A 14,699-nucleotide genomic window follows, 5' to 3' on the forward strand; every position below is an offset into this window, starting at 1 on the left:
GTCAGCGCCGGGCCGTGCGGCTGAGGAGGCCGTTTGGAAAGAGGAGGAGCGCAGCGACGAAGCATCCATAGAGCAGCACGGAGCGGAGGTTGGCGGAAGTCAGGGCAACGCCATAGGTTTCGATCACGCCGAGCAGCAGTGCCGCCACCAGCCCGGCCATCACGTTGCCGAGGCCGCCCAGGATGATCACGATGAAGCCCGCGATGGTGAACGGGAAGCCCGAGAAGGGCGAGAACTGCTCGAGCATCGACATCAGCACGCCGGCCAACGCAGCACTCGCGAAGCCCAGCGCGAAGCTGCTCCACTGCACCCGGTCCACGTCGACGCCGACGATGAAGGCCGCCTCGCGCCGCTCGATCACCGCGCGCATGGCGAGGCCCGCGGTGCTGCGTGCCAGGAAGAGCGCGATGCCGATGCAGGTGGTGCCCGCCAGCAGCAAGGTGGCGATGCGGTTGCCCGTCATCGCGACGTTGCCGACGCGCCAGACCTCGTCGAGGTACTGGATCGCCCGGTTGTTGGGCGTGAAGAGCATGGCCGCCGCGTTCTGCAGGATGATGGAGAGCCCGAAGAACAGGAGCAGCGAGTTGCCCTCCATGCGCCCCGCGTCGGAAGGCGCCACCGCGAGCAAGTGCCGGAAGAGGCCCCGGTAGAGCCCATAGCCCAGCGCCGCGCCCAGGCAGGCCACCACCGGCGCCGCGACCAGGGGCGAGATGCCCGCGATGCTGAACGCCCAGTAGGCTGCGTAGGCGCCGAGCATCACCAGATCGCCGTGCGCGACGTTGAGCATGCGCATCGTGCCGTAGACCAGGTTGAGGCCCAGCGCGACCAGCGCATACACCGACCCGGTGACGAGCGCGGCGAAGAGCAGCTGCCCCGACGTGAGCACGTCGACGATGGGCATGGGCTACCAGGACTTCTTGGCTTCGTACTTGCCGGTCGCGATGGATTGCGGCCAGATGATCTGCAGCTTGCCCTTCTGGGTCTGCACGAAGGCGGTGGGCGTGATCGCGTTCTGCACGCCGTCGAAGCGCACCTTGCCGTTGATGGTGTCGAAGGTGTCCTTGCTGATGGTCTCGCGGATCTTCGGCTTGTCCAGCCCGTTCCTGGCCACGGCCGTCTCCAGGATCTCGAGCGACATCCAGGCCAGCGCGGAATTCAGGTAGTCCGGCTCTTCGCCGAACTTCTTCACGTAGGCATCGTGGAACGCCTGCGAGCCCTTCCACTCGGGCCGTGGCGACCAGTGCGCGATGGTGATCACGCCCTCCGCCGCCGAGGCGCCGACCGCCTTGGCGAAGAAGGCGTCGCTCGGACCGATCGCGACGAACTGCACCGGGCTGGCGAGGCCCAGCTCCTTCGCCTGCTTGGCGTAGAGCACCGAGTCGCCCGGGTAGGCCAGCGCCAGCACTGCGTCCGGGTTGGCCTGCTTCACCTGCGTGAGGATCGAGGTCATGTCCTTGATGTCGGGCGGGTACTCGGTGGACAGCTTGATCGCGATGCCGGCCTTCTTGAGCTCGGGCTCGAGGTAGTTCTTGATCTCCTTGGTGAAGGGCAGCACGTTGGCGAGCACCACCACCGACTTCACGTTGTTCGCCTTCAGCATCGCGGTGAGCTCGACGCCGATGCGGTCGGGGATGGCCGAGGTCGGGAACCAGATGTAGCCGGGTTTCACCTGCCGCAGTGCCACGGAGGCCGCGGTGTTGCCCACCATCGGGAACTTGAACTTCTCGAGCACCGGCGCAATGGCGATCTGGAAGGGCGTGCCCCAGGGCGCGAGCAGCAGGTCCACCTTGTCGTCGGTGATGAGCTTCTCGTAGATGCGCACCGCCTGCTCGGGCTTGGACTGGTCGTCGTAGGTGACGAACTCCACCTTGCGCTTCTGCCCGCCGACGTCCAGCCCGCCGCGCGCGTTGACCTGCTCCTTCCAGAGCTCGTAGGTGTTGGACTGCGATGGCGTGGCGTTCGCCAGCATGCCGGTGCGCGCCATCGAGAAGCCGATGCGCACGGGTTTGTCGGCCTGCGCGAAGACGGCGGGCGCAGACGCCATGGCAGCCAATGCGGCCATGCAGCTCATGACCAGCCTGCGATTCGAAGTGGGGCTCTGCATCTAGGTTCTCCTGTCGACGGGAAGGGGTGATGCGACGGTCTGGTGCATCCACGCTGCTGCGAGTGCCGGCCATCCCGCGGGATGTTCGCCACAGGCGACACTGGCCTCGAAGTGGTCCGCACCTTCGAGAATCTGGACTTGCACGGCAATGCCCGCGGCCCGCAGCGCGGCTTCCATCTGCTGCGCTTGTGTCACCAGGTGCGGGAAGTCGCGGCTGCCATGGGTGAGCAGGAAAGGCGGGCACACGTCCGGCTCGATGCGCATGAGCGGCGAGGCGGCGGCATCCACCTGCGCCTCGTTGCCGCTGCCGAGGAAGCGCGGTCGTGCGGACAGGCCGCTGCCCTCGCCGAAGCGGTAGACGCCCGACACCGGCAGGCAGCCGCGCAGCACGTCGTCGGGCAGCGAACGCGCCTTGCGCCACGCCGACGAAACCGCCAGCAGCGCCGCATAGTGGCCGCCGGCGGAATGGCCGCCCACGAAGATGCGACGCGGGTCGCCGCCATGCGAGGCGATGTGGCGATGCACCCAGGCGAGCGCATCGGCGGCGTCATCGACGCCTGCCGGGAACACGTGGCCGGGCGCGAGCCTGTAGCCGGCGCTGACCAGCATCACCCCCGCCGCATTCAGCGCGGGTGCCATGAAGTACATCCATTCCTTGTAGCCGCTGGTCCAGCCGCCGCCGTGCAGGAAGACCAGCACATCGCCGCTGGCCACGTCGGGCCGGAACACGGCCAGCGATTGGTAGGGGTCGTCGCCGTACCGGGCTTCTTCGCCGGCAACGCCCTCGCCCAACGCCATGGTGCGGGCCTGGTAGGCCAGCCCGAGCGGCGACAGCGGCTCCTGCGGCGGATACAGGTCGAGCTTCACGTTGCGGCCTCCGCACTCTCTTGCGCGAGCAGGCCGCGCAAGACGCGCTCGGCGGTCAGCGGCAGCTGGTGCAGCTGCACGCCGGTGGCATTCGCGATGCCGTTGGCGATGGCTGCCGCGACGCCGTTGATGCCGATCTCTCCCACGCTCTTGGCGCCGAAGGGTCCGCTCGGCTCGTTCGATTCGACCAGGTAGGCGCGCAGGCTCTCGGGCAGCTCGGCGAAGGTCGGGATCTTGTAGTCCATGAGGCTCGGGTTGGCGAGGCGGGGTCCGTCCCACACCATCTCCTCGGTGAGCGCGTAGCCCATGCCCTGGACAAAGGCGCCTTCGATCTGCCCGGCGGCCAGCGTCGGGTTGATGGCGCGGCCGATGTCGCACGCCGACCACGCCCGCACGACACGCACCTTGCCCGTGGCCTCGTCGACCTCGACCTCCACCACCATCGCGTTGAACGAGTAGATGCCGATCTGCGGGAACGGCAAGCCCTGCGCGACCGCCCGCTTGGGGTCGACGGTCTTCTGGTCGAAGACCCAGCTGTGGGTGCCGATGATCGGGCCGCCGGCCGCCCAGTGCGCGCGCCCGGAGATCTCGGCGAAGCTCACCGCGCGCTGTGCGACGCCCTTGATCGCGACGCGTCCGCCGGGCAGCAGCTCGAGGTCTTCGACGGCGCACTCGAGCATTTGGCTCGCGTGTTCCTTGAGCTTGCCTTCGACCTCGGCCGCCGCGCCCACGACGGAGCGGCCGGCGACGTAGGTGACGCGGCTGGCGGTGGTGCCCCAGTTGTAGGGCGAGCCGTCGGTGTCGGGGCTCGCGATGGCCACGCGCTCGACCGGCAGCTTGAGCGCTTCCGCGCACATCTGCGTGAGCACCGTGTTGGAGCCCTGGCCGATGTCGACGGCGCCGGTGTTCAGCAGCACCGTGCCGTCCTCGAGCACGCGGACGATGGCGCCGGAGGCCAACAGCCCGCTGATGTGCGCCGACAGCGCCACGCCGAGACCGCGGCGGCGGTCCGGCGCCGCGGCCGGCTTCGCGGCGGGCCAGCCGGAGTCCTTCTCGACGCGTTCGAGGCACTGCGCCAATCCATTGGACAGGATCGGCTGCCCGCCGAACCACGGGTCGTCGCCCGACAGCATGTTCCTGCGGCGCAGCGCGATCGGGTCCAGGCCCAGCCGGCGCGCGATCTCGTCGAGCTGCGTCTCGGAGGCGAAGGTCATCTGCGGCACGCCGAAGCCCCGGAAGGCGCCGAAGCGCAGCTTGTTGGTGTAGGCCACGCGGCCGTGGGCATGCACATGCGGGATGCGGTAGGGCCCGCAGTTCATCAACAGCGCATAGCCGAGAACGCCGGGACTGTCGTCGCCGTAGGCGCCGCCGTCGAGCAGCAGCTCGACCTCGCGCGCCACCAGCGTGCCGTCGCGCTTCACGCCGGTCTTCATGCGGATGGTGGCCGGATGGCGCGCCCGCACCGACTCGAAATCCTCCTCGCGGCTGAGGATCAGCTTGACCGGCTTGCGCGCCTTCAGGGCCAGCAGCACGACGGCCGGCTGGACGTGCGCCTCCATCTTGTTGCCGAAGCCCGCGCCGATGCGCGGCGTGAGGGAGCGCAGCCGCGTCATCGGCAGCCCCAGCGATTCGCAGACGCTGGCCTGCACGCGGAACACCGACTGGTTGGCCGACCAGAGGGTCACGCGGCCGACGGCATCGACCTCCGCCAGTGCGCCGCAGGGTTCGAGCGACAGGTGGGCCTGCGCCTGGGTCTGGTAGCGCCCTTCGACAACGAGGTCGCACTGTGCCCAGGCTGCATCGATGTCGCCCGTGCGGAAAGACGTTCGCGAGCACAGGTTGCCGGCGGTGCCCGAATCGAAGACCGACACGTACGAGGCCGCATCGTCGTGCACCAATGCCGCGCCGGCAGCCAGCGCGTGCTCGGGATCGAGCACGGCCGGCAGCTCCTCGTAGTCGACGTGGATCAGGCGCGTCGCCTGCCGGGCGATGGCCTCGGTGTCGGCCGCCACGGCCGCCACGATCTCGCCCACGTAGCGGACCTTGCCCTTCGCGAACGCCGGCTCGTCCTTGATGAAGGCGCCCATCCGGTGCGCCTCGTCCAGGTCGTCGCCGGTCACGATGGCACGCACGCCCGCCAGGGCCAGCGCCTCGCTCAGGTCGTAGCCGCGGATGCGTGCATGCGGCAAGGGGCTCTGGAGGATGGCGCCGTGGAGCATGCCGGGTCTGTACATGTCGGCGATGTACTGCGCGGAGCCGGTGAGCTTCTCGTCGGCCTCCAGCTGGGGCACCGGCTGCCCGACGGCACCGTGGAAGGCCTCGGCTTCAGAAGCCTCGGCCGCTTCGCGTGCGCGCGGCGGCTGGACGACGGCGCCGCTCACGATGCCGCTCCTTCGGGCTGCAGGGAACGGGCGGCGTCCTGCACCGCCTCGATGATCCTGGCGTAGCCGGTGCAGCGGCACAGGTTGCCCGACAGCGCGGTGCGAACCGACTGCTCGTCGGGCACGGGATCGCGCCGCAGCAGCGCCTGCGCGCTCACCAGCATGCCTGGGGTGCAGAAGCCGCACTGGAAGGCGCCGCGACGCGCGAACGCGGCCTGCAGGGCGCGCATGTGCGGGCTGTCCTGCAGGCCTTCGAGCGTTCGCACTTCCGCGTGCTCGCAGGCATGGGCCAGGCTCAGGCAGGCGCGCATCGGAACGCCGTCGATGCTGACGGTGCAGGCGCCGCACACGCCCTGGTTGCAGCCGCGCTTGGCGGCGGTCAACTGCAGGCCGTCGCGCAGCACGGTGAGGAGCGTGTCGTGCAAGGCTGCGGCGACAGTCTCGCTGCGGCCGTTGACGTCGAGCTCGACGAGGGCTTGCGAAGTCGTTGGAATCCCATTGCTCATGCCATGCTCCGCTGGGCGGCCTCCACTGCACGCACCGCGCGCGACAGCAGGCGAGGAATCAGAAGACGTCGGTAGTCCGCGCTGCCGCGCACGTCGTCGAGCGGATCGGCGCGCTGAACCAGCAGTTCGGCCGCACGCGCAATGGCCGCATCGCTGCGCTGCGAGGACAGCAGTGCGTCGGCTTCCGTATCGGCCAGCGGCGTCGGGCCGCAGGCCCCCACGGCGACGCTGACGCGGCCATCCTCGCGCAGGCAGGCGGCGACCGATGCGGTGGCGTAGTCGCCGGCCACCCGCGCATGCTTGACGTAGACGCCGACGCCGCGATCCGGCGCCGGCAGCAGCACGGCCGTGACCAGCTCGCCGGGCTCGAGCGCCGTCAGGTACCAGTCGACGAAGAACTCGGTCGCGGGAATGGTGCGGCGTCCCCCGACGGAGGCGATCTCGACCATGGCCCCGGCCGCGACCAGCGCCGGCGGATAGTCCAGCCCCGGATCGGCAAAGGAAATCGAGCCGCCGATGGTGCCCATGTTGCGCACCGTCGCGTTCGCGATCTGCGAGGCGGCATGCGGCACCACGCCGCCGGCACCCAGCGCGAGCGTGCAGGCGGCCGTGTCGCGGTGGCGCGTGAAGGCACCGATGCGCACGCGGCCGTCCGCCAGCACCGAGATGCCCTTGAGCTCCTCGATGCCGGCCAGGCTGATCAGCGCCGCCGGCTCGATCACCCGCGCATTGAGCATCGCGACCAGCGTCGCACCGCCGGCGAGCGGCTTCGCCTCCGCGTCCTGCGCCAGCAAGGCCGTTGCCTCGTCGACGGTCTTCGGGCGGTAGAGTCCCTGGAGGGTCGCCATGTTCACTGCCCTTGGTGGGCCGGCACGCTCGCCGCGGCCGCGCCGATCTGCTCGAGCCTGCGCTGCAGGTTGACCGCGAACTCGTCGCCCATGCTCTGCGCCTTCTTCTTCATCATGCCCAGCGCGAAGCGGCCGAGGCGGCCGGTGACGGACACCTCGGAGCGATAGCGCACCTGCGTTCCCTCGGGCATGGCTTCGAGGCTCACCTGGCTGTCGGCCTGGAGGTTGCTGGCGTTGCCGCCTTCGTCGCCGCGCGTCACGGCCCACACGTTGCGCTCGTCGCGTTTCGTGATGGCGACCTGGAGGTTGAAGCGCGCCTTGATGCCGGCCATTGCGATGACCACGACCGCCCGATAGCTGTCGGCGTCGATGGCCTCCAGCTTCTCGCAGCCCGGCAGGCAGGAGGCCATCAGGCCGGCGTCGAACAGATGGACCATCAACGTCTCGGGCGGCGCCGCGATGGGGAATTGGCCTTCGATCAGCATGGGGTGCAGTTCCTTGTCGTGGGGCGGGAGCGAGGCTCAGCGGGGGACGCGCTCGACGATCATCCCGGGATCGACCACGCGGCCGTCCTTCACCACGACATTGCCGTCGAGAGCGATCGTGCAGGCGCGCATCGGCACGTCGTAGTGGCCGCGCGTCGTGCGCTTGCCGCCGCCCTGCGTGTTCGGGCCGGTGGAGAACAGGAAATTGCCGGGAAAGCTGCGCGCTGCCGCCCGGCTGCGCTCCGGCGCGTCGCCGTACAGGGCCAGCGAATCCCAGCGGCACTGCGGGTTGAGGCCCCAACCGAGATGCGAGAGCGCGTACGGGTCCCGGTCGCCTTCGCCGACCTTTCCCTCGGCCAGCCATTCGCGCATCAACGCAGCGTCCAGCCCGCCCTCGATGCTCACGATGTGGCCGTCGCGGACCTGGAGCTCGATTGCGTCCTGCACGTACCGGCAGTAGGGAAGGATGACGATGTCGCCGGGCGCGATCACCACACTGCCCTGCGCGCTGCCCTCGTTCGGGAAGGTGTGCAGCAGGCCGACGCCCCAATGGTCGAAGCGGCCGGGCTCGTCGGCCATGCCGTACTGGCTCATCACCGGGTACTCGCCGCAGCGGTAGCTCAGGTCGGTGCCGGCCTTGCTCGTCACGCGCACCTCGCGCGTCTTCCTGTAGAGCGCCTCGGCATGGAGGACGGCCTCCTTCAGGCCGGGAGGCGACTGCAGCTGGTACAGGTCGTCGGGCGCATCAATGATCATCTGCACGCGCACGCCCTTGCCTTGCACGTCGCGCAGCCACTTGGAGAACAGCGGCACGTGGAAGATGAGCACCATGTCGACCGCCATCAGCGCCTCCAGCGTGCCCTTGCACTGGCCGATGGTCGGCACGCCGACGCTGGTCCAGCCGGGAATGGCGTTCACGCACATCTCGTAGATGTCGAAGCCCATGTCCTTCGCCGCGGCGAATGCGGCCTGGATGTACTCGCGGCGCGTGCCCAGGTCGCTGACGATCGCAACCGTCTGCCCGGGCGTAACGCGGCACAGCTCGAACTGCTTGCGAAAGAGGGACATGAGCATGGCCGGATTGAGCTCTTGCGTGCGGATCGCTGCTTGCATCGTCGGGTTCCTGAACGTGTCGTCGAGATTTCGTGAAGCCGAAAACAAATTTAGAAGTCCGCGTCCTGCGTGTCAATAGCGAATACCATTCATTTTTGAGAGAATGGCCGCTCCACCTTGAAACAGGATCGGGTTCACATGTCACAACGAAAGAAGGAAGACGTCCGCGACGCCATCCTTGCCGCGGCACTCCGGTTGTTCTCGGCGCAGGGCTATGTCGAGACCTCGCTGCCGGCCATCGCCAGGGAGGCGGGCATCTCGACCGCCAACGTCTACGTCTATTTCGGATCGAAGCTCGAGATCCTGTACACGCTCTACGAGCCCTGGCTCACGGAGCGACTGGCCAAGCTGGAGCGATCACTCAAACGGATCGCCTCGCCCGAGGCGCGGCTCGAGCGCCTGCTCACCGTGCTCTGGCGCGAGCTTCCCCGTGAGACGAACGGGTTCGCGAAGAACATCATGCAGGCGCTGTCCACCAGCAGCAGCAGCGACAGCTACAGCCCTCACCTGCGCGAACTTTTCCAGGGCCGGGTTGCGGAATGGATCGGGGAATGCCTTGCCGTTCCCGCCGCGGAAGCCAGCGTCATCGCGGGCGTCGTGCTGATGGCTTTCGACGGCTTCGCCATGAATGTCCACCTGAACCACGGCATGGCGTGCGACGCAATGACGGCGCGCCTGTTCAGCCGGATGCTGACCCGCGGCAGCTCGCGAGGACCGCGTGGCCTTGCCGCTGGACGCATCGGGTCAGCAGGGGGCGCAGTCGCCGAGGTCTAGGTTGCCGAGCAGATCGAGTCCCCTCTTCCGCAGCTGCTTGCGTAGTTCGGGTCGGCGTCATTCGCCGAGGTCCGGAAGACAACCGGGCGGCAGGTGATCGAGAGAATTCCAATCAGGCACCGTGTAGTGGCGCACCACCGGTTCTCGATCGAAGAGCTTGGGCCTGTCAGCGGCGTCGATGGATGGCTGGTCAGGATCTTCGCCGGCAAACGCGCGAATGCTCGCCATTGAATCCCAGATCGACATGACGACCACCACGGTCGTGCCGTCCCCCCGGTCGCGAAACAGTGCAGCCGCACGCTGGTTGCCCGGCGCTGCCCGCATCTCTTTCAGCTTTCCCTGCTCGAGATGTGCCCTGCATTCTTCGCGCAGCGGGGTGCGAATCCAGAACGTCCAGGTCCGAAGAATATTGTCCATTGGCAAACTCAAGCTGCCTCCGAAGCCGCGGACGACCTCGGTTGCAAGCTGAAAGGTGGGGGCGAGTAACTGCTGCCGAGGGGCGGATGCCTGCGTCAGCGTGCCGATTCAACAATGATGCGCATGCATTTCCCCTCCTGCGAGGAACTAGGGCACAGGGGAGCAGCGTTCCGTCGCCGATTTGTGCTTCGGCGTGAACAAGTTCCGGCCCAGAACGCGCGGGGAGCAACCGGCCCGCGCTAGCGGTCGAGCATCTCCCGCATCTTTGCCGCGAGTTCCTCGAGGGTGAAGGGCTTTCCGATCATCTCGACGCCCGCGTCGAGCACGCCGTTGTGCACCACGGCGTTGCGCGTATATCCGGTGGTGAACAGGACCTTCAGGCCGGGCCAGCGGCGCCGCGCTTCTTCGGCGAGCTTGGCGCCGTTCACTTCGGGCATGACGATGTCGGTGAACATCAGCGCGATCTCCGGGTGCGCCTCGAGCTGCCGCAGCGCCGCCGCGGCGCCGTCGGCCTCCAGGACGCAATAGCCCAGCTCGGTCAGCGCGTCGACGCTGAACTGGCGCACCGCGGGCTCGTCTTCCACGACGAGCACCACCTCCTGTGATTCGCCACGCGGCAGCTCGGCGGCGTCATCGGCTTGCTGCTCCTCGGCTTGCGAGCCGACGACGCGCGGCAGATAGACCTTCACCGTTGTCCCCTGCCCAAGCTCGGAGTAGATCTTCACGTGGCCGCCGGTCTGCTTGACGAAGCCGTACACCTGGCTGAGGCCCAGCCCGGTGCCCTTGCCCACCTCCTTGGTCGTGAAGAAGGGATCGAAAGCCTTGGCAATGACTTCCTCGCTCATGCCGGACCCGGTGTCCGTGAGTGCGACAAGCACGTACTGGCCCGGAGGCACGCCGAGGTGGTTGGCCGCATAGCGCTCATCGAGATGCGCGTTCTGCGTCTCGATGGTCAGCCGCCCTCCGTCGGGCATGGCATCGCGCGCGTTCACCGCCAGGTTGAGGATCGCGTTCTCCAACTGGTTCGGGTCGGCGCTCGTGCGCCAGAGCCCGCCTGCGAGCACCGTCTCGAGCTGCACATCGGCGCCCAGTGCCCGCCGCAGCAGATCGGACATTCCGGCGACCAGCTTGTTGGCATCGATGGACTCGGGGCGAAGCGGCTGCTGCCGCGAGAACGCGAGCAGCCGTTGCGTCAGCAGTGCAGCGCGCCGCGCGGCGTCCATGGCCGCCGTGGCATAGCGCTGCGCACGCGGGTCGATGGCGGCAACGCGGCGACGCAGCAATTCGAGCGAGCCGATGACCACCGCCAGCATGTTGTTGAAGTCGTGCGCGATGCCGCCGGTCAGCTGGCCGACTGCTTCCATCTTCTGCGCTTGCCGCAGTCTTTCATGTGCCTGTTCGAGCTCGCAGGTCCGCACCCGCACGCGCTCCTCCAGTTCCGCATTCGCCTGCTGAACGGCATCGAAAAGCCGCGCGTTGTCGATGCCGATGGCCGCCTGCGCCGCCAGGCCAGTCATCACGCGTTCCGAGCGCGCAGTGAAGACGCCGGGCTGCTCGTGCCCGAAGAAGAGGCCGCCGATGACTTCGCCGGATCGCGATACCACCGGCACGGCCAGATAGCTTCTGACCGGCAGGTGCCCCTGCGGCATACCCTTGTGGGGCCGGTTGCGGCCATAACGTTCGTCCGCTAGGATGTCGTCCGACCGGATCACACCGTGCCCGAGGAAGGTCGGCGCGAACACCTCCGTCGCCCGCGGCATCCCGAAATCCTCGAATGCGCTTCGGTCGGCCCCGCAGAGCGCGTAGAGCATGTAGCGCCCGCCCTGCTCGTCCACCACGTTGTAGAAGAAGGCACCGAAGCGCGCACCGGTGAGTTCGACGCCCGCATCGACGACGTGCTGCACGAGCTTCTCGATCCCGAGTTCCGCCGCGATCTGCGTGCCGGTCGCGTTGATGATCTCCAAGGCCTGGCTTTCGATCGCCAGCTGGTCCCTGCTCTCGCGCAACCAGGCTTCGGCGCGGGCGCGCTCCGCCGCATCCCAGGTTCGCTGCGCCGTCTCTTGCGCGAGCTCGACCTCGTGCTTCTTCCAGGTGCGCGGCTCGGGCTCGTGCAGGTAGAAGATTGCCCTGAGCGCGTTGTTGCGCACCAGCGGCACCACGATGAGCGCGCGCGTGGCGATGCTCTCCCAGGTCTCGGCGTAGGCGGCACCCGCCCTGGCGTCGGTGCGGAAATCCTCGATGACCAGGGTGCGGCCGCCCTTCAGCTCGGCGATGACCGCCGGCCCGAAGCCGTCGAGCAGCCGCGCCTCGCCGGCGAGGCTTGGCACGTCGCCCGTCGTCCAGTCGCGCGCAACGACAACCGTTTCCTGTGCGCCATCGATGCTGCCGTAGCCGGCTCGCGCCACGGCCAGATGCCGCCCGAGGAGCTCGGCCGCGGCGCAGGTGACCTCCACCGGGTCGGCCAGGTCACGCATCACGTCGCTGAGCTTGAGAAGAAAGTGCTGGCGGTCTTCTGCATAGACCCGCTGGGTCGTCTCGACGACGATCGCGAGCACGCCGGCGGGTTTGCCGCTTTCATCGAGCACGGGGGAGTAATCGAGGTTCATCCACACCTGCTCGGCCTGGCCGCTGCGGTACAGCGTCAGCTCCTGGTCCTTGAAGGCAAGCGTTCCCCCGGCAAGGCAGACCTTCATGACGTGATCGTTGAACGCCGCCACTTCGGGCCAGCCCTCGCGCACCTTCGAGCCGAGCAGTTGCGGATGCCGCCCGCCGGCGAACACCGAGTACGCATCGTTGTAGATCATGACGCCGTCCTCGCCCCACAGCATCACCATGGGAACGGGCGATCGAAGCAGCAGGCTGGTGGCCGTTTTCAGGCTCTGCGGCCACGCGGATATCGCGCCCAGGGCCGTCTGCGCCCAGGGAAAATCGCGCATCCTGCGCCCGAGTTCGCCTCCTCCGCCAAGAAAGCTGAAAGGGTCTCGCTCACCGACTCCGTCAGAACCAACGAACATCATCTCCTCGGCTTTCCGGGCGGGCCTGCGCCGCCCCGTCTGGATGTCGTGGTGGAGTATGCCGAAAGCCAGCTTGGTGAGCTTGGTGGCGGCCGTCGCTGCACGACCCGATTGCCCAAGTGCCTTCTCGGGATTCGGCGTGCCTCACTTCAGCACGCCAAACAGGTGATTGAAGTCGTCGGTCCAGGCCTTGAGGCCCTCGATCTGCGGGAAGGCGGAGGTTGCGCCGGCGATCGGCGGGCGCTCCAAGGCTTGGCGGTCGCGTGACACCAGCACCCAATCGGTCGGATCGAAGTGGGTCGACTTGTCGGGCAAGTCGTCCACGAGCACTGCATGCAGGCCCTTGGCAAGCGCAATCTTTTCCACCACCGGCGCCAGGACCAGATAGCGATTGCTCACGTGAAAGGCAATCACGCCGCCGGGTTGCAGATGGCGCAGATAGACATCCAGCGCCTGGGTGGTGATCAGGTGCACAGGCACGGAATCGCCAGAAAAGGCATCGACCGCGAGTACGTCGAAACGCTGCGGAGCCTCGCGTTCCAGGGCAAGCCGTGCGTCGCCGAGCACCCGCTCGATCTTTGCCGCACTGTCGGCCAGGAAGCTGAACTCGCGGTCGGCCAGCTCGAAGACCAGCGGGTTGATTTCGTAGAAGCGATAGATGTCGCCCGGCCGGCCGTACACCGCCAAGGTGCCGGCGCCGAGACCGATCACTCCGACCCGGCGCGGGCCTGCCGGGGCGGCGGCGATCGCGCGTCCGATGCCTGAGGTGGGCCCGTAGTAGGTGGTCGGTTGGCGGCGCAGCGCCGGCGCGAGGTACTGTTCCCCATGCTTCGTCGAGCCGTGAAAGAGCTTGCGCACCGGGCCCCTCGGGCCGCTGCGCGTCTCGGTGGTGAGCAGCGCGCCGTAGAAGTTGCGCTCCATGCGGAACAAGCCGACAGCATCGCGCTTCACCTGCTGCCCGAGGAACCAGGCGCAGCACCCGGCCAGCGCCAGGGAGGCCACGACGCCCATGCGCCTGGCGCGCCACAGCACGGCAGCGAGGAGCGCGCACAGCACCAGCCCGAGGCCCAGTTCGTAGTAGGCCGGCAAGACCAGCGGCGCGACCAGTCCCACGCTGATGCCGCCGACAGCGCCGCCCAGCGAAAGCATGAGATAGAAGCGCGTGAGCCAGGCAGCGGCCGGACGCATGCGCGCCATCTCGCCGTGCAGGCACATGCAAAGGGCGAACAGGCCGGCGACGTAGATCGGCAGCGCCGTCTTGATGTCCGCGCCGATGCGGTGCTGCAGCCCGAAGGCGCACAGCACCAGCGACGCAGCGCCCAGCGGCAGGAAGACGCGCCGGCGATACCAACGGTCGCTCTCGAAGGTCAGCACAAAGGTGAGCAGGTAGATCGACAGGGGCAGCACCCACAGAAAAGGAATGGCCGCCACGTTCTGCGTGATGTGGTTGGTGACGGCGAGCAGCAGCCATGAACCCAGTGCGGGCAGCGCGAGCCAGAACAGGTAGTCCATGCCGCGCGGCTTGGCCACCGCCGGCGGCTCGCCGGCGGCCGGCGCTGGCTTGGTTTCCACCCCGTTCACCCATGTGCGCCCCATGTACAGCGTGACACCACCGCAAAGGAGCACGAAGACGGCGTAGGCGGCCGACCAGCCCCAGGCCTGCTGCAGCAGTGTGCTGCGCGGCTCGATCAGGATCGGATAGCTCAGGAGCGAGGCCAGCGAAGCCAGGTTCGAGAGCGAGAAGTAGCGGTACACCTGCGCGCCCCAGGGCGTGCGCGCGACCCAGGACTGCACCAGCGGCCCCGTGGTGGAGAGCAGGAAGTACGGCAGCCCGATGGTGCTCACGAGCAGGCCGAGGATCCACAGGGTCGGTTCTTCCGTGCCGCCGGGCTTCCAGTGCGCGCTGGTCACGATCGGCAGGAAAGCAAGGCTTGCGGCGAGCAGTGCGACATGCAGCCGCGCCTGCGCCCGCACGCCGAGCCGGCGCGTGATCCAGTCCGAGTAGGCATAGCCCGCCAGCAGCACGACCTGGAAGAACACCATGCAGACCGACCACACCGCGGACGAGCCGCCGAACCAAGGCAGGATCTGCTTGGCGATCAGCGGCTGAACCAGGAACAGCAGGAAGGCACTGGTGAAGATGGTGCCGGCGAACAGCGCCTTGACGTACGCCGGCTTCATGCGGGCTTG

Annotated in this window: 12 protein-coding genes; 1 reads left to right on the plus strand and 11 read right to left on the minus strand. The window is 68.0% G+C overall.

The features are described 5' to 3' along the window. Position 1 precedes the first annotated feature (1 nt). Genes ACMGEZ_RS25750 through ACMGEZ_RS25785 form a run of 8 tightly spaced genes read right to left on the minus strand, consistent with a single transcriptional unit; the run spans position 2 to position 8,304 of the window. Positions 2-901, minus strand: a complete 900-nt coding sequence (locus ACMGEZ_RS25750) for a branched-chain amino acid ABC transporter permease (protein ID WP_436825126.1) — start codon at positions 899-901, stop codon at positions 2-4. Positions 902-904: 3 nt separating this feature from the next. Next, positions 905-2,104, minus strand: coding sequence for an amino acid ABC transporter substrate-binding protein (locus ACMGEZ_RS25755; protein WP_436825127.1), 1,200 nt, complete (start codon positions 2,102-2,104; stop codon positions 905-907). After that, positions 2,105-2,971: an alpha/beta hydrolase gene (locus ACMGEZ_RS25760; RefSeq protein WP_436825128.1), complete on the minus strand. Its 867-nt coding sequence runs from the start codon at positions 2,969-2,971 to the stop codon at positions 2,105-2,107. Next, a complete protein-coding gene (locus ACMGEZ_RS25765; RefSeq protein ID WP_436825129.1) occupies positions 2,968-5,352 on the minus strand; it encodes a xanthine dehydrogenase family protein molybdopterin-binding subunit in 2,385 nt (794 codons plus the stop codon). Before ACMGEZ_RS25765 ends, ACMGEZ_RS25760 begins: the two co-directional genes overlap by 4 nt. Then, entirely contained in the window at positions 5,349-5,858 is a 510-nt protein-coding gene (locus ACMGEZ_RS25770) for a (2Fe-2S)-binding protein (protein ID WP_436825130.1), read from the minus strand. The genes ACMGEZ_RS25765 and ACMGEZ_RS25770 overlap by 4 nt, the downstream gene beginning before the upstream one ends. Beyond that, entirely contained in the window at positions 5,855-6,706 is an 852-nt protein-coding gene (locus tag ACMGEZ_RS25775; protein ID WP_436825131.1) for an FAD binding domain-containing protein, read from the minus strand. Before ACMGEZ_RS25775 ends, ACMGEZ_RS25770 begins: the two co-directional genes overlap by 4 nt. A 2-nt stretch (positions 6,707-6,708) precedes the next feature. Then, a complete protein-coding gene (locus tag ACMGEZ_RS25780; RefSeq protein ID WP_436825132.1) occupies positions 6,709-7,191 on the minus strand; it encodes an SRPBCC family protein in 483 nt (160 codons plus the stop codon). Between the two features lie 36 nt (positions 7,192-7,227). Beyond that, positions 7,228-8,304, minus strand: a complete 1,077-nt coding sequence (locus tag ACMGEZ_RS25785; RefSeq protein WP_436825133.1) for a 2,5-dihydroxypyridine 5,6-dioxygenase NicX family protein — start codon at positions 8,302-8,304, stop codon at positions 7,228-7,230. Between the two features lie 138 nt (positions 8,305-8,442). On the opposite strand from ACMGEZ_RS25785, the gene ACMGEZ_RS25790 reads away from it, so the two are divergent. Next, on the plus strand, positions 8,443-9,078 hold the full coding sequence (locus tag ACMGEZ_RS25790) for a TetR/AcrR family transcriptional regulator (RefSeq protein WP_436825134.1): 636 nt from the start codon (positions 8,443-8,445) through the stop codon (positions 9,076-9,078). Between the two features lie 57 nt (positions 9,079-9,135). Here ACMGEZ_RS25790 and ACMGEZ_RS25795 read toward each other — a convergent pair whose 3' ends face one another. From ACMGEZ_RS25795 to ACMGEZ_RS25805, 3 genes are all read right to left on the minus strand, one after another. Beyond that, on the minus strand, positions 9,136-9,495 hold the full coding sequence (locus ACMGEZ_RS25795) for a hypothetical protein (protein ID WP_436825135.1): 360 nt from the start codon (positions 9,493-9,495) through the stop codon (positions 9,136-9,138). Between the two features lie 239 nt (positions 9,496-9,734). Beyond that, entirely contained in the window at positions 9,735-12,431 is a 2,697-nt protein-coding gene (locus ACMGEZ_RS25800) for a GAF domain-containing protein (protein WP_436825136.1), read from the minus strand. A gap of 222 nt (positions 12,432-12,653) precedes the next feature. After that, positions 12,654-14,690 (minus strand): fused MFS/spermidine synthase, encoded by a 2,037-nt coding sequence (locus ACMGEZ_RS25805; protein WP_436825137.1) that lies wholly within the window; start codon positions 14,688-14,690, stop codon positions 12,654-12,656. Positions 14,691-14,699: the final 9 nt, after the last annotated feature.

It is taken from the genome of Variovorax stachyos (assembly GCF_051400855.1).
Classification (GTDB): domain Bacteria; phylum Pseudomonadota; class Gammaproteobacteria; order Burkholderiales; family Burkholderiaceae_C; genus Variovorax.